16 protein-coding genes are annotated in these 23,156 nt (G+C 71.7%); 6 read left to right on the top strand and 10 right to left on the bottom strand.

The window, feature by feature from the left end:
• Positions 1-44: 44 nt before the first annotated feature.
• The 3 genes from gap to Q1K70_RS06215 form a co-directional block, all read right to left on the bottom strand.
• On the bottom strand, positions 45-1,028 hold the full coding sequence (gap, locus tag Q1K70_RS06225; RefSeq protein WP_300156967.1) for a type I glyceraldehyde-3-phosphate dehydrogenase: 984 nt from the start codon (positions 1,026-1,028) through the stop codon (positions 45-47).
• A gap of 155 nt (positions 1,029-1,183) precedes the next feature.
• Positions 1,184-1,672 carry a hypothetical protein gene (locus Q1K70_RS06220; protein ID WP_300156965.1) on the bottom strand — a complete coding sequence of 163 codons (489 nt, stop codon included), beginning with the start codon at positions 1,670-1,672 and terminating at the stop codon, positions 1,184-1,186.
• Between the two features lie 12 nt (positions 1,673-1,684).
• Positions 1,685-2,299: a hypothetical protein gene (locus Q1K70_RS06215; protein WP_300156963.1), complete on the bottom strand. Its 615-nt coding sequence runs from the start codon at positions 2,297-2,299 to the stop codon at positions 1,685-1,687.
• A 164-nt stretch (positions 2,300-2,463) separates the two neighbouring features.
• On the opposite strand from Q1K70_RS06215, the gene Q1K70_RS06210 reads away from it, so the two are divergent.
• Positions 2,464-2,928, top strand: coding sequence for a hypothetical protein (locus Q1K70_RS06210; protein WP_300156960.1), 465 nt, complete (start codon positions 2,464-2,466; stop codon positions 2,926-2,928).
• Between the two features lie 135 nt (positions 2,929-3,063).
• On the opposite strand, the gene Q1K70_RS06205 is transcribed toward Q1K70_RS06210, so the two are convergent.
• The 3 genes from Q1K70_RS06205 to Q1K70_RS06195 form a co-directional block, all read right to left on the bottom strand.
• Positions 3,064-7,446, bottom strand: a complete 4,383-nt coding sequence (locus Q1K70_RS06205) for a translocation/assembly module TamB domain-containing protein (protein ID WP_300156958.1) — start codon at positions 7,444-7,446, stop codon at positions 3,064-3,066.
• A 46-nt stretch (positions 7,447-7,492) separates the two neighbouring features.
• Positions 7,493-9,301, bottom strand: a complete 1,809-nt coding sequence (locus Q1K70_RS06200; RefSeq protein WP_300156956.1) for an autotransporter assembly complex family protein — start codon at positions 9,299-9,301, stop codon at positions 7,493-7,495.
• A 95-nt stretch (positions 9,302-9,396) separates the two neighbouring features.
• On the bottom strand, positions 9,397-12,063 hold the full coding sequence (locus tag Q1K70_RS06195; protein ID WP_300156955.1) for an HAD-IC family P-type ATPase: 2,667 nt from the start codon (positions 12,061-12,063) through the stop codon (positions 9,397-9,399).
• 204 nt (positions 12,064-12,267) lie between these two features.
• Between Q1K70_RS06195 and Q1K70_RS06190 the strand changes: the two genes are divergently transcribed.
• The 3 genes from Q1K70_RS06190 to Q1K70_RS06180 all read left to right on the top strand — a co-directional run bounded on the left by Q1K70_RS06190 (position 12,268) and on the right by Q1K70_RS06180 (position 15,638).
• The gene (locus tag Q1K70_RS06190; RefSeq protein WP_300156953.1) at positions 12,268-13,371 is read left to right on the top strand and encodes an HD domain-containing phosphohydrolase; all 1,104 of its coding nucleotides are present in this window, start codon (positions 12,268-12,270) and stop codon (positions 13,369-13,371) included.
• Entirely contained in the window at positions 13,368-14,498 is a 1,131-nt protein-coding gene (locus Q1K70_RS06185; RefSeq protein WP_300156951.1) for a hybrid sensor histidine kinase/response regulator, read from the top strand. The genes Q1K70_RS06190 and Q1K70_RS06185 overlap by 4 nt, the downstream gene beginning before the upstream one ends.
• Before the next feature lie 123 nt (positions 14,499-14,621).
• Complete coding sequence (locus Q1K70_RS06180; RefSeq protein WP_300156949.1) at positions 14,622-15,638, top strand: methyltransferase; 1,017 nt, start codon at positions 14,622-14,624, stop codon at positions 15,636-15,638.
• Here Q1K70_RS06180 and Q1K70_RS06175 read toward each other — a convergent pair.
• A complete protein-coding gene (locus Q1K70_RS06175; protein WP_300156947.1) occupies positions 15,635-16,444 on the bottom strand; it encodes a hypothetical protein in 810 nt (269 codons plus the stop codon). The genes Q1K70_RS06180 and Q1K70_RS06175 overlap by 4 nt on opposite strands.
• 108 nt (positions 16,445-16,552) lie before the next feature.
• On the opposite strand from Q1K70_RS06175, the gene Q1K70_RS06170 reads away from it, so the two are divergent.
• Together Q1K70_RS06170 and Q1K70_RS06165 are read left to right on the top strand one after the other, a co-directional pair.
• Entirely contained in the window at positions 16,553-19,420 is a 2,868-nt protein-coding gene (locus Q1K70_RS06170) for an aldehyde ferredoxin oxidoreductase C-terminal domain-containing protein (protein WP_300156945.1), read from the top strand.
• 17 nt (positions 19,421-19,437) lie between these two features.
• Complete coding sequence (locus tag Q1K70_RS06165; protein WP_300156943.1) at positions 19,438-20,154, top strand: glycosyltransferase family 2 protein; 717 nt, start codon at positions 19,438-19,440, stop codon at positions 20,152-20,154.
• Here the strand turns inward: Q1K70_RS06165 and Q1K70_RS06160 are convergent.
• The 3 genes from Q1K70_RS06160 to alkA form a co-directional block, all read right to left on the bottom strand.
• Entirely contained in the window at positions 20,142-20,807 is a 666-nt protein-coding gene (locus Q1K70_RS06160; RefSeq protein ID WP_300156941.1) for a DedA family protein, read from the bottom strand. The two genes, Q1K70_RS06165 and Q1K70_RS06160, sit on opposite strands and share 13 nt — an antisense overlap.
• Before the next feature lie 157 nt (positions 20,808-20,964).
• A complete protein-coding gene (locus Q1K70_RS06155; RefSeq protein ID WP_300156939.1) occupies positions 20,965-21,459 on the bottom strand; it encodes a methylated-DNA--[protein]-cysteine S-methyltransferase in 495 nt (164 codons plus the stop codon).
• On the bottom strand, positions 21,456-22,913 hold the full coding sequence (gene alkA / locus Q1K70_RS06150; protein WP_300156937.1) for a DNA-3-methyladenine glycosylase 2: 1,458 nt from the start codon (positions 22,911-22,913) through the stop codon (positions 21,456-21,458). Before alkA ends, Q1K70_RS06155 begins: the two co-directional genes overlap by 4 nt.
• Positions 22,914-23,156 lie beyond the last annotated feature (243 nt).

Raw genomic sequence — 23,156 nt, 5'->3', positions numbered from 1 at the left:
AAGGCACGGCGGGCGGCGATAGAGACGCGGGCAGGGGCGGCGGCCTAGAGGGCGGCCACCTTCTTGATCAGGCGCACGAGCTGGTTGGTGAAGCCGGCCTCGTTGTCGTACCAGGCCAGGATCTTGGCCATGGTGCCGTCCAGGACCTGTGAGGCCTTGGCGTCCACCACGCCGCCGTGGGTGTCGCCCACGAAGTCGATGGAAACCAGCGGCTCGTCGGTGAACCCCAGGTTGTCGCCCGAGGCGGCCCGCAGCACCTCCAGCATGCCGGCGGTGTCCGTGGATTTTTCCAGCTCGCAGGTGAAGTCCACCACCGAGACGTTGGGCGTGGGCACGCGGATGGACATGCCGTCCAGGCGGCCGGTCAGCGCCGGGATGACCTTGGTCACGGCCCGGGCCGCGCCCGTGGTGGTGGGGATCATGGACAGGGCGCAGGCCCGGGCGCGCCGCCAGTCCTTGTGGGAGCCGTCCAGGATGCGCTGGCTCATGGTGTAGGAGTGGATGGTGGTCATCAGGCCATGCTTGATGCCGAAGGCGTCGTTTAGGGCCTTGGCGATGGGGGCCAGGCAGTTGGTGGTGCAGGAGGCGTTGGAGATGATCTTGTGCCCGGCGCTAAGCTCGTGGTCGTTGACGCCCATGACGATGGTGACGTCCTCGTTTTTCCCGGGCGCGCTGATGATGACCTTCTTCGCGCCGGCGGCCATGTGCTTCTCGCAGGACTCGCGGTCCACGAACTTGCCCGTGGTCTCGACCACGTAGTCGCAGCCGGACTCGTTCCAGCGCCATTCGCCGCCGCCGTGGCGGGTGATCTTCACGGGCTTGCCGTTTATGAGCAGGCCCTCGTCCGTGGGCACGGCCGTGCCGGCGAAGCGGCCGTGCACGGAGTCGTACTTGAGCAGGTGGGCAAGCTGGGCGTTGTCGGCCCGGGCGTTGATGGCCGTCAGGGTGATCTCGGGGTCGTCGGCCGCAAGCCTGGTCAGGTACCGGCCGATGCGGCCGAATCCGTTGATGCCGATGGTCACCGCCATATGCGCGTCCTCCTGGGATGGTTCGTGTCGTGTCCGGACGCGCAGGCAGATGCCCAGGCGGGCGACGCGTCCGCAAGCGGCCAAAATGATAGGCCGGATCACGGTTTTGTGTCAATGAAGCGGCGTGAAAAGACACGGTCGGACCGCGCCGGCGGTCAGGGCCGGGAACGGTCGGAAACAACGGCCGGACGGGGCCAGGCGTCGACCGGCCGGACCGCCGCGGCCAGGGCGACCAGGGCCAGGTCGCACCAGGCCAGGCCGGAAAGGGGGCGCGAGGAGTAGAAGTTCCAGGCCGCCTCGGCCGTGGTCCCGGCATAGACGGGAAAAGGGCCGAGCAGCGGCCAGAAAAGGACCGCCGGCTTGACCAGGTCGCAGGCGAAATGCAGCCCCCAGAAGAAGGCGGCCACCCACGGCCAGCTCGCCGGCAGGGCAAGGCGGCGGCAGGCCCAGGCGAAGGCGGCAAGGAACAGCGCCGCGCCGATCAGGCTGTGGGCGATGCCGTGCCCGGGCAGGCCGAAGAAGAGCTTGAGGGGCTTGTCGATCCAGTCCGGTCCGAAGGCGGCGACGAGACAAAACGACAGGCCCGCCCGGCGAAAAAGAAAACGATTGCCGAGCGAGCCCGCCGCGAGGTGGCCGAAAACCATGGCGTCGCCTTGCTATTTCGGCAAAAGCCAGGTCTCGTCGATCTCGAAGAGCGGAAAGGCCGGCTGGGGTTCGGGCACGCCGCGCACCATGCTCTCGTAGCAGTCGCGCTCCTGGTTGAGGGCCCCGTTGTCCGTGATGCGGATCACGTTGCCGGCCGGATCCTCGCCGCTGCCCTTTTCGAAGTGCTCGAGCAGCAGGTCCGTGCCGCCGGTCTTGCTCGTGCCGAAAAGCCAGCGCAGGCCCTTGTACTTGCCGTCCTTGCCGCCGGGCTGGGGCGTGGGCACGCCGTAGCGGGCGGTGAGTTCCTTGGCCAGCTTGTTGAAAAGGGCCAGGGAGCCGTCCTTGTACTTGAGGCGCACCCGCTCCACCCGGTTGGTGGTGGCGCAGCCGCCGAGGATCACGTAGCCGGCGTCGAAGCCTTTGGTGGGCTTGAGGTTGACCCGGATGAGCCACGGGCGGTCCCACAGCGGGGCCATGCGGGAGAGGTCCAGGCGGTCGCGCAGGCTGTCGGCGTCCGCGCCGAGGGCGATGCCGGCGATTTCCGACGGGGCCTTGGCGGCGGCGGCCGGGCCGGCCAGGGCAAGGACGAGGATCAGGACGAGCAGGGCCGTGAGACGGCTGTGCATGGGGCGCTCCTTTGGCGGGGTTGTACGAGCCGCCTCCCACAAAGCCCGGGGGCGGGCTCCTTGTCAAGGGGCCGGGCTTGCCGGTCGCCGCGCCATGGCGTAGAAGGCGCGCATGTCCGCCGGGCGCGCCCGTCGCCCGCTTCCATCCCAAGGAGAACGCCGTCATGTCCAAAAAGGCTCTGCTGCTCGCCGTCCTGTTCGTGTTCGTGATCTTCCGGGGTCCGGCCCTGGCCGCCGCTCCCGCCGCCGGCACGGGCACCTTCGCCCATGCCTGGACCAGTTACACGGAGAAGGAGAAGCACGCCTTCCTGTTCGGGCTGGCCACGGCCGCTCGGGCCATCTGCAGCGACCTGAGCTCGTTCCAGAAGGACGCCAAGCCCCAGGACGTCGAGAACCGTTTCCGCGACTGCTTCAACACCTACGCCGGCATGGACCCCGACCGGGTCGTCGCGGCCATGAACGCCCTGTACGCGGATTCGAAAAACGCCATGATCCCCATCGACGGAGCCTACCGCATCGCACTCATGCAGGTGCGCGGCGACAAGGTGGACGAGATCATCGTCCAGTCCCGCAAGTACGGCGAGGGCCTCAAGAAGCAGCTCGAGCAGCAGCGCAAGTCCGGTCAATAGTCCGTCTGCGGGGCGCGCGCCCCGTTTGCGCCGGGGGAAGGGCCCGTCTTCCCCCGGCCGCGCCCCGCCCGTCCGCAACCCGTTCAAAAGCCGCCCGCCCTTTGAGCACGCCGCCGACTCCCCGGGAGAGGCCGGCTAGTAGTCCCACTTCCAGTTGACGCCCACGCCCTGCTTGTTGTTGGCCCCGACCCGGCTGTCGATGGTGATGTTGGGGGTGACCTGCACCTCCACGGACACGGCCCCGGTCTGCGCGCCCATGCCCTGTTCCACGCCCACGGTCACGCCCTTGACGATCTCCTTGCCGGCTTTAAGCACCGTGGAGCCGATGCCGCCCTTGCCCCCGCCCGAGACCAGGGTGAGCTGGTCGAGGCCCAGGATGCGCCGCGTGCGGGCCAGGATGCTCGTCGGCGTGCCGCCGGCGTAGAGGGAGGCCGCGGCCTGGGCCAGTTGGGCCGCCTGGATCGGGGACAGGGTCGAGGCGCTTTGCCCGAACAGGATGCGCGAGAGGATTTCGTCGTGGGGCAGCGTCGGCTGGGAGACCAGGCTGATGGAGGGATTGGTCGCGTCGCCGGTGATGGCCACGCCGGCCGTGATGTCGTTGGCGGTATGCTGGGCCAGGATGTCGAAGGTGGGGGCCGGCGGCGTCTCGCCGTGGAAGACGATCTCGCCCTTGCTGATTTCGAGGTTGCTGCCGAAAAGCTCCACCTGGCCTTTCTCCACGAAATAGCGGCCCACCACCCGGGGCGCGGCGGCCGTGCCCGTGACCTTGACCTCGCCGGCCCAGCGCGATTCGAGCCCGAGCCCCCGCACGTACACGGCCTGTCCCAGGGCCACGGTCAAATCCAGGTCGATGTGGCGCGCCGCCGCCGGCGGGGCGGCCTTGCCCTTTTTCTTCGGCGCGCTCGGGTCGTTGACCAGGGTGACGGGGATGACCGTGACCTCGGGCGGCAGGGAAGTGGGCAGGTTGATGTCCGCCGGCCCCAGGACGATCTTCCCGGCGGCCCGCATGCGCGACAGGGTGCCGGTGACGCCAAGCGTGCCGTCGGCCGTGGCCGTGGCCAGGTCCAGGCCGGCCACGCGCAGGCGTGTGAGTTTCAGCGCCAGGTCCACCGGACCGTTGACCAGATCGGACACGCCGACCTGGCCGGTGAGCGTGAAGCTGCCGCCCCGGCCGTCCTGGCCCGAGCCCTGGGTCACGGTCAGCACGCCGCTCGATGCGTCGGCGCGAAGCAGCACGTTGTGCAGCACCAGCCCCGCGTCGGCGTTTTCCAGCTTCTTGGCGGCCAGGGCCAAAGAGCCCGAAAGCGACGGCGCGGCGAGCGTGCCGCCAAGGCGCAGGTCGGCCGTCAGCCGGCCGTCGATGCGGGTGTTCGCCTGGGCCAGCAGCGCGGCCATCTGGGTCAGGTCGCTGTCCGCGGCGACGCGGCCGGAAAGCGCGCCGCCCGAGGGCAGGTCGCAGGCGAAGGGCGACAGGGAAAGTCGCAACGGCACGGAGGCCTCCACGGTCACGGCCTCCTTTTTGCCCGTGGGCGAGACGCCGGCCTTGAGCGTCGCCTTGCCGCCGCCGGCGGCGAGCTCGGCCCGCACGGCCAGGGTCGTGAGGTTTTTGGCCTTCTCGGCGGCCAGGCTCAGGCCGTCCAGACGGGCCTCGGCCGTGAGCTCGGGCTTGGCCAGGGAGCCGGAAAGCGTGGCCGTGGCCGTGCCCGTGCCGCCCATGCCCGGCGCGCCGAAGGCGGCGAGCAGCGGCAGGGGAAAGGAGCCCACCGTGGCCTTGCCCGAGACTCCGCGCGGGCCGAGGCTGGCCGAGGCCTCCAGGCGGGCCTTGTCGAAGGCCAGGGACAGGCCGGTGAGGCTGGTCGTGTCGGGGCCGAAACCCAGGGCGGCCGGCGCGGTCAGGTTGAAGCGGCGTCCGTCGAGGCTGCCGGAAAGGGCGGAGACCGTGACCGTGCGACCCTTGCCCGAGGCGGCCAGCGACGCCTTGGCCGCGGCCTCCAGCGGCTTGCCGCCGGGGATGGTTCCCTTGGCCTCGGCGCTGGCCGTCAGGGCCCGGCCGTCGCCCGAGGCGGTCAGGGACAGGCTCGAGAGCGCCACGCCCCCGGCCGCGAGGCCGGAGCCGGCGACGGAGGCCTTGCCGCGCGGATTGCCCGTGACGTCGCCGAGGTTGGCCGCCACGGTGAGGCGAGCGGCCGTGAGCCCCGGCAGGGCGAGATTGGTCGCCCCCACGTCGGCGGTCAGGCTCTGGCCGTCGCGGCCGGCCTCGGCCGTGGCGGTCAGGCGCAACGCGCCGGCCAGACGCTGGCCCGTGAACCGGCCAAGGCCGGCCAGGTTGGCGGCGTTGCCCGAGAGTTTGCCGGTCACGCGGCCGCTGCCCAGGGAAATCGCGGCCTCGCCGGAAAAGGCGGCGTCGGGCGCGGCCAGGCGCAGGTCCTTGACGGTCAGGCGGTCGCCGGACAGGGCGAAGGCCGTCTCCAGCCTGGCCGTCTCGCCCTCGCGGCGGGCGGTGAGGGCGAGACGGCCCGAGGGCGCGCCGAAGGCGTCGTCGGCCGCGCCTTCCAGGGTCGCCCCGGCCAGGGCCAGTTCGCCGACGGCCAGCTTCTGGGCGTTGCCCTTGACCGTCAGACGTGGCGCGACGGCCTTGCCCGAAAATTCCACATCCAGGTCCACGGCCCCGGCGCAGCGCTGGCCCAGGGCGTGTTCGAGAACGGACAGGTCCGGGGCCTTGAGGGCGGCCTTGGCGGACAGGATTCCGGCGGCATTGATGGTCCCGGTTCCGGTCAGGCTCGCGCCCTTGCCGTCGAAGGTCAGGTCGCGCGCCCGCAGGCCGTCGGCCGAGAAATCCACGGCGGCGGTCAGGCGGGGAGCGGGGCCGGCCAGGGCGGCCAGCACGGCGCTCAAGGCGTCGTCGGCCGGCGCAGCCGGGCCGGCCAGGCGGGAGAGCTCCGCCCGCAAGGCGGCCTGGCCCCGGCCGGCGGCGTCGGCGGTCACGGCGGCCGAAAGCGAGAACCCGCCGGACAGGCGCAGCCCGGCCCGGGAGGCCGCGCCGGCCACGTCGGCCACGCTCACGGCGGCGTCGCCCGAGGCGCGCCCGCCGGCCAGGCGCACGTCGGTCAGGGCGATCTTGCCGCCCTGGCCGACGATGGAAAGGGATTTGGCGGTGAGCACGCCCTGGCGGTCCACGGCGGCCTCCAGGGACAGGCGCAGGGCGTCGCCAAGCAGCGTCGTGCCGTCGGGGCCGGAAAGGCCGGCGACGTCGCCCGAGAGCGTGAGGCTTGCGCCGGGGAAATCGCCCGCGGCCGGGGCGGAAAGGCCGGCCGTGGCCGTGACGTCGGCCGAGGCCAGCCGCGCCGGGCCGGCCGCGAAATCGGCGGCGCGAAGTCGCAGGGACAGCGCCGGCTGCTCCAGGCTGCCCGAGACATTGGCCTCGGCCGTGACCGCGCCGGACAGGGACGGGTCGAGCAGCGACGCCTGGGGCACGCGCACGGTGGCCGCGGCGGCAAGCGCCTTGCCGTCCGGGGGCAGGTGGGCCGTGGCCGTGACGACGCCGGCGGCCGTGGTCAGGGTGGCGTCGTCCAGGAAGAACTCCCCGGACAGGATGCCGAAGCGGCCGGCCAGGCGGCAGGCCGGGCTTTCGCCCGCCACGGCGGCCAGGGGGGCGGGCAGAAGCCCGGCCGGCGGCACCAGACCCGCGTCCAGGGAAAAGGAGGCCGTGGCCGCCTTGTCCAGGGGCACGGCCAGTCCGATGGCGGCGTGGAGGAATTTCTTGCCGGACAGCTCGCCCGAAAGCCGTCCCTTCCAGGCGGACAGGGGACCGTCGCCGGCCAGCTGCACGGTGAGCGCCCCGCCCCCCCCGGGGCCGGACAGGGCCGAGGACAGCAGTCCCCCCGGGGCGTCGGAGAGCGTGGCTTTGGCCGAGAGCTTCCAGGCGGCGTAGTCGAGCGCCCCGCCCAGGCGCAGGGCCAGGGGCTTCTCGCCGTCCAGGCGCGTGGCCTCGAGCGCCAGGGCCACCACGCCGTTGCCGGATTCGGCCAGCCGGCCCGTGACGGCGATGACCGCGTCCTGCCCGGCCACGGGCGCGTCGAGGATCAGGCGGTTGACGGCCAGGCGGTCGACGAGGAGGGCCGGCAGGCGCGGAAAGCGCGGCGGCCATTCCACGGCCTGGGGCGGCCCGGCGGACGGGGGGATCTCCGGGGCGCGGCGCAGGCGCACCACGTCGGCCGTGGCCTCGTCGATCAGCACCCGGCCGCGCAGCAGGGCCGAGGGCGACCAGGCGAGGCGGGCGTCGCTGACCACCAGCCAGATGCCGTCCTGGTCGGCCAGGGCGAAGCGGCCCAGGCGCAGGGAAAAGGGCAGCACGCCGGAGACGTCGCGGATGGTGGCGGTCATGCCCGAGGCGGCGTGGATGGCCTGCTCGGCGAGAAAGGCCGCGCCGCGAAGCCCGGCCGGGGTGAGGAGGGCGGCCAGGACCAGCAGCACGAGGCCGGCCAGGCCGGCCAGACACAACGCGGCCAGCCGCGCCAAGCGGCGCGCCGGCCGGGGACGCGGCCGCCCGGGGGGGGAGGCCGGCCTAGAAGGATTGTCCGATGCTGAAGTAGAATTGGGCAATGTCGTCGATGTCCTTGCGCGGCGTCACGGGCGTGGCCACGTCCAGGCGCACCGGCCCCACGGGCGTGTACACGCGCACTCCCAGGCCCGCGCCGAGCAGCAGGGGCTGGTTGTACGGCGGCAGCGGGTTTTCGTAGGCCGTGCCGCCGTCGAGGAAGGGGACGATGCCGATGAGTTCGGTGATGCGCAGGCGCAGTTCCGAGGAGAAGGTGAAGACCGAGCCGCCGCCCACGGGCGTCTTGCCCCGAAGCGGCCCCACGGTCTGGTAGGGATAGCCCCTGATGGAGCCGGCGCCGCCGGCGTAGTAGCGCAGGTCCGGGGACACGTCGTCGCGGTCGGCCCCGACGTTGGCGCCGCCGCTCACCCGGGTGGCCAGGACCACGCCCGGCTTGTCCATGATTTTCAGGTAGTTGGCCAGGGAGAATTCCGGACGTACGAAGTTGGGGCCGCCGGCCAGGGTGCCCCAGTAGGGCGCGGCCGAGGCGCTGGCCAGCAGGCCCTTCTGGGGGTCGAGCACGTCGTTTCGCGTGTCGTAGCCCGCTTCCACGGGCACGAACACGAAGCCGTAGCGCTTGTCGTCCTCCCAGGGGCGCGACTGGTCCTTGATGATGCGCGAGGCCCGGTAGCCGAGGCCGGCGGCGGCCGAGAAGGCGTCCGAAAACTGGCGGCGCACCGAGCCCGTGGCCTGGACGTTCTGGCCCTCGTAGGCCTTCTTGTTCTCGTTGGCCACCTTGGCGCTGGCTTTGAAGAGTTCCTTGGGCGTGATGAAGTCCGGCTTCTCGAAGGAGGCCTGGCCGACCTGCTCGATGGCCGAGGCCCCGGCGGACAGGGAGAGCTTTTCGCCGCCGCCGAAGAGGTTGCGGTGCTCCCAGCCGAGGTTGGCTCCGGGTCCCTCGTCGGTCCGGTAGTCCACGCCGCCCTTGACGGTGCGGTGCTTGCGCTCGGCCACGGTCACGACCATGGCCACGCGGCCGTCCGGACCGGGCTCGGGCGCGGGCTCGACCTGGACCAGGGTAAAGAGGTCCAGGGACACGAGCTTCTTGCGGTACTTCTCCACCAGGTCGGCGTCGTAGGGCGCGCCCTCGGTCCAGGGCGTGAGCCCGGCCAGGTAGCCTTCCTTGACCGAGGTCAGGCCGGAAAAGCGCGGCGGGCCAAAGGCCGCCTTGGGGCCGGCGTCGACCTCCCAGGCCACGGTCACGTCGTGGCCGTCGAAGTCGGCCGTGACCTTGCGGTCCGCCACCTTGGCGTAGGGATGGCCCTGGCGGCGCAGGAGGGTCGTGATCTGGGCCTCGGCGTCCACCACGGCCTTGGCGGAAAAGGGCGACGGCACGGTGAGGCCGATGGCCTCGGGCGTGGGCAGGGCGGCGTCCTTTGGGGAAAGGGTCACGCGGCGCAGAGTGAAGCGCGGCCCGGGCGTAATGGCGTAGGTCAGCACGGCCGGGGTCGCGGCCTGGTCCACCGAGGCGGCGATGGCGGCGGCGAAGTAGCCGTCGGACTGGAAGACCTTGGCGAAGGCGGCTTTGTCCTCCTCGGCCCGGCGCTCCAGGAGCAGGATCGAGTCCGGCGGCGACTTGATCAGGGTTTCGGCCTTGGACACCTGCTTGAGCAGCTCCAGTGTGTCCGGGGCCACGTCGCCGGTGTAGCGCACGACGTAGGAAAGCCCCGCCGGCGTCTGGGACGCGGCGGTGCGGGTCGCGGCCGGGGCCGTCCCGGGCCAGGCCAGGGCGACCGTCAAGGCGGCGGCAAGCACGGCGCGATGCAGGATGTGCATGAAAAGCCCGACACGACGTTTCCGGTAAGGCAACGTCCTCCCCTGAGAAACCTGCCTAGCATGATGCGTGCCGGCCAAGCAACAGTCCCGGCGCGTCAGGCGCGTCGGAAAAGCATCTTTTCCGCTTCCATGACGACAAAGCCGGCCACGGCCGCGCCGGCGACGCGCAGCCAGGACAAGGGGCCGATGGCGGCCGCGTCGAACACGTCGCGAAGGGGCGGGGCGTAGGTGAAGGCCAGTTGCAGGGCGAGCGCCCCGGCCATGCCCCAAAGGACGTAGGGATTGCCGGCAAGCGGCAGGGACAGGGCCGGCCGGGTCAGGGAGCGGCAGCTCAGGAGATAGGTCGCGCCCATGGCCACGAAGACGTTGACGGCCGTGGTGCGGGCCATGGCCTCGTCGCCGCCTGCGGCCAGCTCCCATTCGTAGAGCCCGAAGGAGGCCCCCAGCAGCAGCAGGCCCATGAGCGCCACCCGTCGGACCAGGGCCAGGCCGAGGACGGGCCGGCGCGGGTCGCGGGGGGCGCGTTCCATGATGCCGGGCTCGCGGGGCTCGAAGGCCAGCATGAGGCCGAGGCTGCCGGCCGTGGTCATGTTGATCCAGAGGATCTGCCCGGGCGAGATGGGCAGGGGCACGGCGAAGAGCACGGCGCAAAGGACCACCAGCCCCTCGCCCAGGTTGGTGGGCAGGGTCCAGACCAGGAACTTGACCAGGTTGTCGAACACGCCGCGCCCTTCCTCCACGGCGGCGGCGATGGTGGCGAAGTTGTCGTCGGCCAGCACCATGTCTGCCGCCTCCTTGGCCGCCTCGGTCCCGCCCCGGCCCATGGCCACGCCGATGTCGGCCTGCCTGAGGGCGGGCGCGTCGTTGACGCCGTCGCCGGTCATGGCCGTCACGTGCCCCAGCGACTGGAGAGCCCGCACGAGGCGCAGCTTCTGCTCGGGCGAGACCCGGGCGAAGACCTGGGTCCGGGCGGCCAGCTCCGGCAGGGATGCGTCCGGCGCGGCGTCGATGTCCGCCCCGGTCATGGCCGCGACCACGCCCCCGTCGCCAAGGCCGAGGTTTTCCGCGATGGCCGCGGCCGTGGCGACGTGGTCGCCGGTGATCATCTTGACCATGACCCCGGCCCGGCGGCAGGCGGCCACGGCGGCCACGGCCGCGGGGCGCGGCGGGTCGATCATGGCGGCCAGGCCCAGGAACGTGAGCCCGGATGCGAGCAGGCCCTCGCCAAGGGCTTCGGTCCCGGCGGGAAGCCGCCGTTCGGCCACGGCCAGGACGCGAAGGCCCCGCCCGGCCATGACCTCGGCGGCGCGGCGCACGGCCGGCGCGTCCAGGGGAAGTGCCCCGGCATCGCCGCAGCGGGCCAGCACCGCCTCGGTCGCGCCCTTGAGGTAGAGCACCCGGCCCGGATCGTCCGGCAGGGCGTGGAGGGTGGCCATGAACATGCGCTCGGAATCGAAGGGCTCCTCGGCCAGCCGGGGATGGGCGGCCCGGGCCGCGCCGACGTCGAGGCCGGCCCGGCCGGCGGCCACGAGCAGGGCCGCCTCGGTGGGGTCGCCGGCGAACGCCTCGCCGCCGTCGGCGGGGAAGGCGTCGTTGCAAAGCGCCGCGCCGAGAAGCAGCCCGGTGAGGGCCTGCCGCGCCCCGGCGTCCGGGGCCGGGCCGCCCTCGGCGACGAAGGCCTCGCCCTCCAGGCGGAAGCGCTTCCCGACGGGGGCGAGTTCCGTCACGGTCATGCGGTTTTGCGTCAGGGTGCCGGTCTTGTCCGAGCACACGATCGTGGTCGAGCCCAGGGTCTCCACGGCCGGCAGGCGGCGGATGACGGCCTTTCGCGCCGCCATGCGCGAGACGCCCATGGCCAGGATGACGGTGACCGCGGCGGGCAGGCCTTCGGGGATGGCCCCCACGGCCAGGGCCACGGCGGCCATGAACATGGCTTGCGGCGGCTGGCCGCGAGCCACTCCCACGGCGAAACAGACGCCGGCCAGGACGAGGATGGCCACGAGCAGCGCCGAGGAGAACCGGGCGATGGCCCGGGTCAGCGGCGTGGCCAGCACGTCCGCCCCGGCCGTCAGCGCGGCGATGCGCCCGATCTCGGCCCGCGCGCCGGTGGCGACCACGACGCCGGCGCCGAGCCCCTGGGCGACTACGGTGGCGGCGAAGGCCAGGCAGGTCCGCTCGGCCAGGGGCGCGTCGGCGGCCACGGGCGCGACGGCCTTGTCCGCGGGCGCGGATTCGCCGGTCAGGGCCGATTCGTCGGCGCGAAGCGACTGGGCGAAGGTCAGGCGCAGGTCCGCCGGGACCTTGTCCCCGGCCCGCAGCCGCACCACGTCCCCGGGCACGAGCTCCTCGGCCGCGACGACGGCGAACTCCCCGCCGCGCAGGACCTCGGCCGTGGCCACCATGGTCCGGGACAGGGCGGCCAGGGCCGAGACGGCCTTGGCTTCCTGGGAGTAGCCGAGCGCCGCGTTGACCGCGACCACGGCGCAGATCACGCCCGCATCCAGGGCGTGCCCCAGGAGAAACGAGGCCGCGGCGGCTGCGAGCAGGATGACCACCAGGGGCTGGAGGAACTGGGCGGCCAGGCGGCGCAGGGGGCCGGGGCCGGACGGCAGGGTCAGGGCGTTTTTGCCGAAACGGCCCTGACGGTCCTTGGCTTCGGCCGGGGAGAGCCCGCGCTCGGGATCGACGCCAAGGACGGCGAGGACTTCCGGAGCGGGCAGGGCGTGGGGGGACGGCACGGACGGGGGCGGTGCATCGGGCATGCGGAACCTTTTCGTTGCGGTGTGGCTGGCGTTGCGGAAAATCCGTGTTATCACATCCCAGGTTCCCCCGCGGAATTCAAGCCCCCGGGCGATCGCCGGGGCGACTTGACCCCCGGGGAACCGTTATCCTACTATCGTATTCTGAAGGGCGCGACGCGCGACGCGCGACGACGAACGGACAACCGCTGCCAAGGCTGGTGGAATTTGGACAGGCCCAAACGTATTCTGGCCATCGACGACGAGCGCATCAACCTGCGGGTGATCGGCGGGTTGCTGCGCAACCTCGGACATGAGCCGGTCTTGACCGAATCCTTCGCCGAGGCGCGCGGACTGCTCGACGAGAGCATCGACCTGGTGCTGCTCGACGTCATGATGCCCGAAACCGACGGTTTCACCGTGGCCCGCAGCATCCGCGGGATGCCGGGCGTCTCCGACGTGCCCATCATCATGGTCACGGCGCTGACCAGCAAGCAGGACCGGCTCAAGGCCGTGGAGGCCGGGGCCAACGACTTCATCTCCAAGCCCATCGACCTCACGGAGCTGCGGGTGCGCATGGGCTCGCTGCTCAAGATGAAGGAGTCCCAGGACGAGGTGAAGCGGTACCAGGCCGAACTCGAGGAGATGGTGGCCGTGCGCACCTCGGCCCTCAAGATGGCCCTGGAAAACGTCAAGGAATCCCAGCGCACCATCCTGGCCGCCCACCTGGAGACCATCCACCGGCTGGCCGCGGCGGCGGAATTCAAGGACGAGGAAACCGCCGACCATATCCAGCGCATGAGCCGCTACTGCGCGCTTCTGGCCTACAAGCTCGGCCTGCCGGAAGCCGAGGTGGACCTGGTGCTGCAGGCCAGCCCCATGCACGACATCGGCAAGATCGGCATCCCGGACAGCATCCTGTTAAAGCCCGCCAAGCTCACCCCGGACGAATGGGAAGTGATGCAAAAGCATACCATCTACGGGGCCAGGATCCTTGGCGAATCGAATTTCGAGTTGCTGCGCGTGGGCGAGATCATCGCCATGTCGCACCACGAGAAATGGGACGGCTCAGGCTATCCCCGGGGGCTTCGCGGCGAGGACATCCCGCTTTACGGCCGCATCTGCGCCGTGGCCGACGTCTTCGACGCCCTCACCAGCAAGCGGCCCTACAAGGAAGCCTTTTCCAACGAGAAATCCCTGGAGATCATGAGGGCCGGCTGGGGCAGCCATTTCGACCCGGGCATCCTCGACGTCTTCCTCCAGGATTTCGAGAGCGTCGAGGCCATCCAGCGGGAGTTCGAGCTGGACTGGAACTCCGACAAGAAAGCATGACCGAAGATTCCAGCCGGCCGTCCGTGCTCGTGGTGGACGATGTGCCGGCCAACATCAGGGTGTTGGTGGATTTTTTGCGCGAGGGTCACGACCTGCACGTGGCCACGAGCGGCGCGGACGCCCTGACCCTGGCCGAGCGGCTGCGCCCCGACATCATCCTTCTCGACGTGATCATGCCGGACATGGACGGCTACGAGGTCTGCCGCCGGCTCAAGGCCGACCCGGCCCTGGCCGAAATTCCCGTCATCTTCGTCACCGCCTGCTTCGCCCCCGAGGACGAGGCCCTGGGCCTTTCCCTCGGCGCGGTGGACTACATCGTCAAGCCGGTCAGCCGGGCCGTGGTCCGGGCCCGGGTGAAAAACCACCTGGAGCTGCGCCGGGCCCGGGAATCCCTGGCCCGCCAGAACGAGGCACTCACCGAGGCGGCCAAGCTGCGCGAGGACGTGGACCAGATCATGCGCCACGACCTCAAGGCCCCGCTGACCGGCATCATCGGCCTGCCGCCATTGATCATCGAGGAGGGGGGGCTGTCCGACCGGCAGGCCATGTTCCTGCGGCTCGTGGAGGAAAACGGCTTCAAGATGCTGTCCATGATCAACCTGTCCCTGGATCTGTTCAAGATGGAGCGGGGGACTTACGTGCTGCGGCCCGAATCCATGGACGCGGCGGCGGTGGTGCGGCGGCTCTTCGTGGAGCTGGCCACCTTGGCCGGCTACAAGCGCAACGCCCTGCACCTCGCCGTGGACGGCCGGCCCGACGACGGAACGAGCCCGGTCGCGCTTCGCGCGGAAAAGCTCCTTTTCTACACCATGCTGGCCAACTGCCTCAAAAACGCCCTGGAGGCCTCGCCCGAGGGCGCGACGGTGACCGTGGACCTGCGCCCGGGCGACCCGACCCTGGTCGTGGTGGCCAACCGGGGCGTGGTGCCGCCGGAAATACGCTCCCGGTTCTTCGAGAAGTTCGCCACCGCGGGCAAACCCGGCGGCACGGGCCTTGGCGCCTATTCCACCCGCCTGATCGTCGAGGCCCACGGCGGCTTCGCCCGCATGGAGACCTCCGACGCGGCCGACGCCACCACCGTCACCCTGGCCCTGCCCCAGCCCGAAGCGGCGGGAGCGGCCGCCTAGGCGCGCGGACGCGACGCGATTTCCCCCATCTTGCCCGGCGTCGCCGGACGTGCCATGAAACCCTGAAAGCGCGGCCGCATTCGCCCCCTCCCTGCGGGGCGGCTCGGCCGGCGGGAGGACCCCATGGACGCGACCGACGGTCCCGGACGGCTGCTCGAGATTTCCGGCTCCTACTGGCAGGGCTGCGCCCTGCAGGCGGCGGCCATGCTCGACGTGTTCACCCCTCTTTGCCGCGAGCCCCTGGACGCGGCCGAACTGACGGCGCGCCTCGGCTGCGACGCCAGGGCCCTGGCCATGCTCCTCGACGCCCTGGCCGCCATGGGCCTGCTGACCCGGGAGGCCGGGCGCTGCGTTCCCACACCCTGCGCCCGGGCGTTTCTCGACCGGGAATCGCCGCGCTGCGTGGCCCATGTCCTGCGCCATCACCACCGCATCATGGGTTCCTGGGCCCGGCTGCCCGAGGCCGTGCGCACGGGGCGGCCGCTTGGCGAGCACATGACCGACCACGGCGATCCCGGGGCCAGGGAGGATTTCCTCCTGGCCATGGACGGCATCGCCACGGCCATCGCGCCCGGGCTGGCGGCCACGGTCGACCTGGCCGGCCGGCGGCGCTTCCTGGACGTGGGCGGCGGGCCGGGCACCTACGCCTCCCATTTCTGCCTGGCCAACCCCGAGCTTACGGCCACGGTCTTCGACCTGCCGGGCAGCCGGGAATACGCCCGGGCCAAGGCGGCGCGCCTTGGCGTGGCGGACCGGGTGGACTTCCACGCCGGCGACTACCTGCGCGACCCCATGCCCGCCGGCTACGACGTGGCCTGGCTGTCCCAGATCCTCCATGCCGAGGACCCGGCCGGCTGCCGTACCGTCATCGCCAAGGCCGTGGCCTCGGTGGTCCCGGGCGGGCTCGTCTTCGTGCACGAATTCATGCTCGACGACGCCAGGGACGGGCCGCTTTTCGCCACGCTTTTTTCGCTCAACATGCTGCTCGGCACGCCGCGCGGCCAGGCCTACGCCGAGGGCGAGATACGGGAGATGCTCGAAGAGGCCGGAGTACGCGAGGTGAAGCGGCTCGATTTTACCGGCCCCAACGGTTCGCGCATTCTCTGCGGCCGGGTTCCGGCAGAGGCGGCGGCGGGCTAGGCCGTCACGTTCACGAGGGAGCCTTTGGGCAGGAGGGGGGCGTCGCTGGCCAGGAGCGCCTGGCCCAATCCGGCCGACGCGCCGTACTGGTCCGTGAGATAGGCGTCGGCCGCGTCCAGGGCCATGCCGAGCCCCTGGCGGTTGACCCCGGTTTCCTGGAGGCTTTGCGTCATGAGGTCGGACACGGCCTCGGCCGTGTCCTTGCCGAACTTGTCGGCCACGTCGGCGATGGTCGCGGACAGGGTGTTCTGGATGTCGCTCGTCGCGCCGCCCGTGCCGTCCGAGGCGTAGAACAGCTCGTCGTGGCCGTTCTGGAAGTAGCCGTTGACCGCGTCGTTGAGCGCGCCGTTGAACTTGGCGATGGCCGCGTCGCCCGAGGAGACGCCGAAGTTGCGGTCGATGAATTTGAGCGAGGAGACGAGCGCATTGCCCAGGGCGTCCTCGCCGCCCGAGCCGTCGCCCACGCCCTTGACGATGATGCCCATGACCGCCGTGGCGGCGGCGTCGCCGTGCTTTTCGCGCACGTAGTCGATGGTTTCCGCCAAGGACTGCTGGAGGTCCCCGGCCGCGCCGCCGGCGGCCAGGGCCCCGGCGTTGCTGGCCGTCTGGGCCGCCTGGAGCTTTTCCAGGATGTCGGCGGCGAACACGTCCGAGGTGCTGCTCGAGAGGTTGAGCGAGGGGGCGGCGGTGGTTGTGTCGTCGGCCTGGGAGTAGCGGCCGAGCTTGAGCCCGTGGCCGTCGGCCTGGGCTTGGGGCAGAAGCGTCGCGAGCGCGTCGGTGGATTGTCCGAGGGAACCGATCTGCATGTCCGTCTCATCGGCCGAAACGCGCCGAGGTTTAGGCCGGCGCGGCGCGTTGCCTCGTTTTGGCGCATCTGCTACTTCCGCACCTTGCCCGACGCGACAAGGAGCCCCATGCCCCCACGCCCCGTTCCCGCCGTTTTGCGCGTCGATCTCGCCGCCGCCGCCGTGCGCCGCGAGGCCGCCCCGCCGCTGCTCCTTTCGCGCCAGCGCGGCGGCCGGGCCCTGGCCACGGCCCTTTGCGACGCGCCGGCGCGCCTTGCCTGGGACGACCCCGGCGCGCCGCTGTGCCTGGCGGCCGGGGCCCTTGCCGGTTGCGACCTGCCGGGCTGCGGCCACCTCTCCCTGGCCTTTTTCTCGCCGCGCACGGGCGGCCCGGCCGTCGCCTCCCTGGGCGGCGGCCTGGGCCACGCCCTGGCCCGGGCCGGCCTCGCGGCCGTGGTCGTTACCGGACGCGCCCCGGAGCCCGTCGGCCTGTGCCTGGAAGACGGCGAGGCCCGCCTGGTCCCGGCCGGGGAATTGGCCGAACTGCCCGTCCCGGCCCTTTTCGACGCCCTGTCTTCCTTTGACGCGGCCCTGGTCTGCGGGCCGGCCGCCCGGGCCGGCGCGGGTCTGGCCACGGTCGTGGCCGACCGCTGGCACGACGCCGGACCGACCGGGGCAGGATTGGCCCTGGCCGCGAAAAACCTCGTTTACGTGGCCGTTTTCGGCACGGGCGGCGTGGCCGTCGCCGACCCCGAGGGCCTCGCGCGGGCCCGGGCCGCCATGGACCGCCTCATCGCCGCCTCGCCGGCCCTGGCCGGCCCCTGCGGCTTCGGCAGTCACGGCACGGCCGCCCTGGTCGACCTGACCCACGGCCGGCGCATGCAGCCGACCAACGATTTCCGGGCCACCTTTTTCCCGGCCACGGCCCTGGTCAACGCCCCGGCCCTCGGCAAAGGCCAGGGCGTCCGCGGCGTTTCCTGCCCGGGCTGCCCCGTGCCCTGCCGCCGGCTGGACGCGGCCGGGCGGCTCTTGCCCGACGCGGACGCGCTCTCCCATTTCACGGCCCTGCTGGGGCTGGCCGATCCGAAACTTGCCGTGGAGGCTCGCTGGTTCTGCCTGGACCAGGGCCTGGACCCGGCCGGTGCGGCCGCCTGCCTCGCCGCCTGGGGCACGGGCCGGGCCATCGCCCCGGACGCCGCCCTGGTGCGCGAAGGGCTTGCCGCCCTGGCCGCCGGCGACGCCTTGGGCCGGGAGATCGAGGCCTGCTTGCGTCTGGCCGTCAAGGGCGTGCCGCTTCCGGCCTTCGATCCGCGCGGGGCTTGCGGCCTGTCCCTGTCCCTGGCCGTGGGGACGGGCGGCCCCGATCCCTGGCGCGGCGGCTGTCTGGCCCACGAACTGCTGCGAAAGCCCGTGGCCACGGACCGTTTCACTTTCGAGGGCAAGGCCCGGGCCGTGGCGCTCGGCGAAAACGCCCTGGCCGCCGCCCAGAGCCTTGGCGGCTGTGCCTTCCTTTCCCTGGCCGTGACCCTGGAGGAATGGGCGCTGGCCCTTTGCGCCGTCACGGGCGAGGCCGTCTCGGCCGGCGACCTGGCCGCCTTGGGCGAGGGGGCGGTGCGCCGCGAGCGGGCGCAACAGAGGCTCCAGGGCCTGGACGCATCGGCCGACGACCTGCCGGAATGCTTCTTCGCCCACCCGGGCACGGCCGGCGACGGCATCGTCGTGCCGCCGCTGGATCGCCGGGCCTTTCTGGCCGCCCGGGACAAGTACCGCCGCCTGCGCGGGGAGGGGGCCGCCGTCGTCGCGCCGGCCGCCGCGCCGGCTCCGGTGGACGCCCTGACCGGGCGTTTCGCCGAGCGCCTGGCCCGGGCGGGGCTGTGCGCCCCGGGGCAGGCGGCCATCGTCTGCCTGGACGAGGGGGCGAGCTTTTCCCGGCAGGACTTTCCCCTCAACGCCTTCCTGGCCGAGACGGCCGCGCGTCTGGGCGTGGCCTGCCTCATGCTCGTCCCCCCGGCCGAGCCCTACCGCGCCGTCCTCGAATACCTGGCCGCCCGCGAGGCCCCGGCCATCCGGCCCCGGGACTGCGAGACGCGCACCTTCTTCCACGACATCCCCGTGGTGGAGGCTCCCCGGCCCGAGGCCGCCGCCGCCGCCCTGTCCCGGCGCAAGGGAGCCTACCTGCCGGGCTTCGGCATCCTGGCCCACGGCGCGCTCTCGCCCGAGCAGGCCTTCGTCACCGTCTCCTCCGTGGCCTTTGCCGGGTTCGTCAAATTTTTCGCCGACCATCTGGCCGCCCACCGCGCCGGCTCCCCGGACGCCGCCCGCCTGGCCGCCTTCGAGGCCGCCGTGCGCGCCCTGCCGCCCGCGCCCGCGGCCGTGCCGCCCCTGGCCGAGGGGCCGTTTCCCGACAGCGGCACGGCCCTTGCCGCCATGACCCAGGCCGGCCGGGCCACCGTGGACCTGGGACTGGTCGATTCCGTTTTCGGCAACATTTCCTGCAATCTGGACGGCGTGCTGGCCATAAGCCAGACCGGAAGCGCCCTGGACGCCCTGGAAGGGGCCATCGACCTGTGCCCGCTCGATGGCTCGTCCTGCGCCGGGCTCACCGCCTCGAGCGAACTCTCGGCCCACGCCGCCCTCATCGCCCGGGACCCGCGCCGGGCCATTCTCCACGGCCACCCCAAGTTCGCGGTCATCATGTCCATGGACTGCGCCGACAGCGATTTCTGCCCCAGGCGCGATTCCTGCCACGTGGACTGCGACCGTTCCCGCTTCGTGGACGACATACCCATCGTGCCGGGCGAGGTGGGCTGTGGCCCGCGCGGCCTGGTCCACACCATGCCCCCGGCCCTGGCCGGGCGGCGCGGCGTGGTGGTGCTCGGCCATGGCGTGTTCACCATGGGCCGCCACGATTTCCGCGACGCCCTGGCCGACCTGTGCGCCATTGAAACCCGTTGCCGCGCCTGTTATTTCGAGGCGCTCGGCCTCGAACAAGCCTGAAGAACCGGAGTCTCCGCATGCACGTCACGCCGTCCGATCCGACGCTTCGCGTCAGCGTCGTCATCCCCGTCTACAACGAAATGCAGACCCTGCCGACGGTGCTGGCCAAGGTGCTGGCCCGGCCGGAAACCTGGGAAGTGGTGCTGGTGGACGACGCTTCCACCGACGGCAGCCGGTCCTATTTGCAGGGGCTGGACGGCACGGACCGCATCCGCGTGCTGCTGCACGAGCAAAACCAGGGCAAGGGCGCGGCGCTTCGCACCGGCTTCGCCGCCGCCATGGGCGACGTGGTGCTCGTCCAGGACGCGGACCTGGAATACGATCCCGACGACTACCCGGTCCTGCTCGCCCCCATCTACGCGGGCAAGGCCGACGTGGTCTTCGGCTCGCGCTTTTTGGGCGGGCCGCATAGGGTGCTCTACTTCTGGCACTCCGTGGCCAATAAGACCCTGACGCTGCTTTCCAACATGCTCAACGACATCAACCTTTCCGACATGGAAGTCTGCTACAAGGTCTTTCGCACGGAGATCCTGCGCAAGATCCGCATCCAGAGCGACCGCTTCGGCGTGGAGCCGGAACTGACGGCCAAGGTGGCTCGGCTGCGGGCGCGCATCTACGAGGTGCCGGTATCCTATTACGGCCGCACCTATGAGGAAGGCAAAAAGATCGGCTGGCGTGACGGCCTGGCCGCCTTCTGGTGGATCGCCCGCTTCGGCCTCTTTCACCGCGGCTGATCGTTGTCGCGCCGCGAGGCGAGGGCGGCCGCCAGGGCCCGGACGCCGGCGATGACAAAAGGAAAGAGCGCCGCCGTCAGCAGCACGGCTGTGAAATGCTTGGCGAACCAGGGGATGCGCCCCAGGTAGTAGCCGCCGCAGACGTAGAGCAGCGTCCAGGGAACCTTGCCGCAGAAATTGTAGAAGGCGAAGCGCCGCCCGGGCATGCCGGCCAGCCCCGCCGCCAGGGGAACCACGGAACGCAGCATGGGCACGTAGCGCGCCAGGACGATGGTCATGGGGCCGTATTTGTCGAAGGCCCGGCGCGCCGCTTCGATCTGTTCGCTTTTGAGCGCCCGCGGCAGCCGCCGGGAACCCAGCGGCCGGCGCAGCCAGCGGCCCCAGGCGTAGTTGAGCTGGTCGCCGAGAAAGGCCGCCGCCGTGCCGCCCAGAAAAAGCGGCCAGAAGGACAGGGTCCCCCGGGCCGCCAGGGCCGCCGCCGCGAACAGCAGCGTGCCGCTCGGCAGAAAGCCCGTCACCACGAATCCCGTCTCCACGAACACCACCAGGAAGATGACCGCGTAGGTCCAGGTCCCCAGCCCGTCCGTCAGCCGGTCCAGCACGAGATCGAGCCGCAGCAAAAGTTGCCAAGCGTCGCCGAGCATGTCCATCATGGCAAGCTATCGCGGCCGCGTCCTGGCGTAAAGCGGCCGCTCGCGCGGCGTCGCGTAAAAGCGCGCTCGTATTTTTCAGAAAAGCGCAACGCCTGCGCATGTTGTCCGGGGAAGATGCCTGCCGCGCATTGCACGGCCGAGACCCGGGGAGGCCCGGTCAGCCGGCGCGCGGCGGCAGGGCCTTTTCCAGCGCCAGCAGGGCGCGTTTGCGGTCCAGGCCCCCGGCGTAGCCGGTCAGCCCGCCGCTTGCGCCCACGACCCGGTGGCAGGGAACGATGATCGAAAGGGGATTGCGCCCCACGGCCGCGCCCACGGCCCTGGCGCTGCCCGGTCGACCCAGGCGCGCCGCCAGTTCGCCGTAGGAGACGGTCTCGCCGTACGGAATCGCGAGCAGGGCCTGCCAGACCGCCCGCTGCCAGGGCGTGCCACGGGGCGCAAGCGGAAGGGCGAAGGTCCGGCGCTGCCCGGCGGCATAGGCGTCGAGCTGGCGCGCCGCTTCCGCCAGCACAGCGTCGGGCGGCGCGGCGTCGGGGAAAGCCAGTTTCCAGGGAAAATGTTTCTGGCCCGTGAACCAGGCCCCGAGCATCCCGCCGTCCTCGGCCGCGAGCAGCATCGGGCCGAAGGCGCTTTCATACCGAAGGTGCGTCATCATGCGTCTCCTCCATGGAGCGTCCGCCACAGGTGCATGACGGCATAGGCCCGCCACGGCCGCCAGGCCTCGGCCAGGTCGAGGATGCGGCGCGGGTCGTTCTCGGCGAGGGCCTTTTTCACGCCCCCGTCCGAATGGGGAAAGGCGTCCGGCCAGCCGAGCACGCGCATGGCCACGTACTGGGTCGTCCATTCGCCCACGCCCGGCAGGGCCCGCAGGGCGTCGAGGCTCGCCCCGAGGTCGGCCGTGGGGGCGAGGACCAACCCGCCGTCGCGTACGGCCCTGGCCAAAGCGATGATGGCCCGGGCCCGGGAGGCGATGACGCCAAGGGAAGCCACGGCGTCCTGGCTGAGCTCCGCCACGGTCGCCGGCTCGGGAAAAAGCGTCGTCAGCCCGTCGTGGGGCGTGGCCACGGGCTCGCCGAAAGCGGCCGCGAAACGCCCGGCCAGGGTGCGCGCGGCCGCGACCGTCACCTGCTGGCCGAGTATGGCCCGCACCGCCGTCTCGAAGCCGTCCGCCGCGCCGGGCAGGCGTACTCCCTCGTGGCCGGACGCCAGTTCCCCAAGCCCCTTGGCCACGGCCTCGGGATCGCAACCCAGGTCGAAAAGATGCGACGCCCGGGCCAGCACCATGGGCAGCACAGGCAGCAGGCCGGCCGCAACTTCGAGGCGAAGCGCGTTTTTCCCCTCCGCCGTGGTCGCCGCCAGCCAGCCGTCGTGCGCCCGGTCCCTGCGGCGCAGTCGCAACGTGCGGCGATACCAGCCCGCCTCCGTCGTCTCGACGCCGGCCACGGCCCGGGGGCCGAGAAAGCCGAGCAGGCCCTGCCAATCATACGGCGGCCGAAATCCCAGCTCCAGGACCGCCACATCCGGCGACGTCGCCGTTTCCCCCCGCTCCCGGCGCAGGGCCGAAGGCGAAAGGCGATACCGGCTGGCGAAAAGCGCGTTGAATCGCCGCAGGCTGGAAAAACCGCTGGCGTACGCCACGTCCGTCACGGACATGGCCGTGTCCGTCAGCAAGGCCTTGGCCAGAAGCAAGCGCCGGGTCTGGGCGTAGGCCACGGGCGCGACCCCGTAGCGCTCCCGGAACACGCGCCGCAAGTGCCGCGCGCTCACCCCGAGCCGTTCGCCAAGCGCCGCAAGGCCGCCGTCCTCCAGAGCCCCTTCGGCGATCAGCACGGCGGCCGCGTCGGCCAGACGCGCTCCCGCCTCCACCGGCGACAACCCCGGCGCGCGCTCGGGACGGCAAAGCAGACACGGCCGGAACCCCGCCGCCTCGGCCGCCGCCGCGCTGGGAAAAAACCTGCAATGCTCGGGCCTCGGCAACCTGGCCGTGCAGACGGGGCGACAGTAGATGCCCGTCGACGTCACGCCGGTGTAGAACCGGCCGTCGAACCGGGTGTCCCTGGCCGCCCACGCCCTGTAGCATTCGTCGGGATGCAGCAACATGCCGGACATGCTAGCCCCGCCCTGGCGGAGGCGCTAGCCGTTTTCGGCCATGGCGTCGCCCTGGATGGACGCATCGGGGCTTTGCCCCGAACCCCACCGGGGGGCATGATGCCCCCCGGACCCCCTCGGCGGCGTAGGCGGGCGGAGTTGGCTGCGGTCACCGGGAGGCCGGTCGCGTAGCGGACGGATGATGGGGGCGGAATTTCGCCTGCCGATGCCGCCGCTGAGGCGGCAGGCTCGGCAGGCGAAATT

The sequence above is a fragment of the Solidesulfovibrio sp. genome, from assembly GCF_029978005.1.
Lineage (GTDB): Bacteria > Desulfobacterota > Desulfovibrionia > Desulfovibrionales > Desulfovibrionaceae > Solidesulfovibrio.
This window is presented reverse-complemented; position numbering and strand designations above follow the sequence as displayed.

Excerpts from the sequence above, each read along its gene's own strand:
- gap (WP_300156967.1), bottom strand. The coding sequence starts at position 1,028 with ATGGCGGTGACCATCGGCATCAACGGATTCGGCCGCATCGGCCGGTAC.
- Q1K70_RS06220 (WP_300156965.1), bottom strand. The coding sequence starts at position 1,672 with ATGGTTTTCGGCCACCTCGCGGCGGGCTCGCTCGGCAATCGTTTTCTT.
- Q1K70_RS06215 (WP_300156963.1), bottom strand. The coding sequence starts at position 2,299 with ATGCACAGCCGTCTCACGGCCCTGCTCGTCCTGATCCTCGTCCTTGCC.
- Q1K70_RS06210 (WP_300156960.1), top strand. The coding sequence starts at position 2,464 with ATGTCCAAAAAGGCTCTGCTGCTCGCCGTCCTGTTCGTGTTCGTGATC.
- Q1K70_RS06200 (WP_300156956.1), bottom strand. The coding sequence starts at position 9,301 with ATGCACATCCTGCATCGCGCCGTGCTTGCCGCCGCCTTGACGGTCGCC.
- Q1K70_RS06195 (WP_300156955.1), bottom strand. The coding sequence starts at position 12,063 with ATGCCCGATGCACCGCCCCCGTCCGTGCCGTCCCCCCACGCCCTGCCC.
- Q1K70_RS06185 (WP_300156951.1), top strand. The coding sequence starts at position 13,368 with ATGACCGAAGATTCCAGCCGGCCGTCCGTGCTCGTGGTGGACGATGTG.
- Q1K70_RS06180 (WP_300156949.1), top strand. The coding sequence starts at position 14,622 with ATGGACGCGACCGACGGTCCCGGACGGCTGCTCGAGATTTCCGGCTCC.
- Q1K70_RS06175 (WP_300156947.1), bottom strand. The coding sequence starts at position 16,444 with ATGCAGATCGGTTCCCTCGGACAATCCACCGACGCGCTCGCGACGCTT.
- Q1K70_RS06170 (WP_300156945.1), top strand. The coding sequence starts at position 16,553 with ATGCCCCCACGCCCCGTTCCCGCCGTTTTGCGCGTCGATCTCGCCGCC.
- Q1K70_RS06165 (WP_300156943.1), top strand. The coding sequence starts at position 19,438 with ATGCACGTCACGCCGTCCGATCCGACGCTTCGCGTCAGCGTCGTCATC.
- Q1K70_RS06160 (WP_300156941.1), bottom strand. The coding sequence starts at position 20,807 with ATGATGGACATGCTCGGCGACGCTTGGCAACTTTTGCTGCGGCTCGAT.
- Q1K70_RS06155 (WP_300156939.1), bottom strand. The coding sequence starts at position 21,459 with ATGATGACGCACCTTCGGTATGAAAGCGCCTTCGGCCCGATGCTGCTC.
- alkA (WP_300156937.1), bottom strand. The coding sequence starts at position 22,913 with ATGTCCGGCATGTTGCTGCATCCCGACGAATGCTACAGGGCGTGGGCG.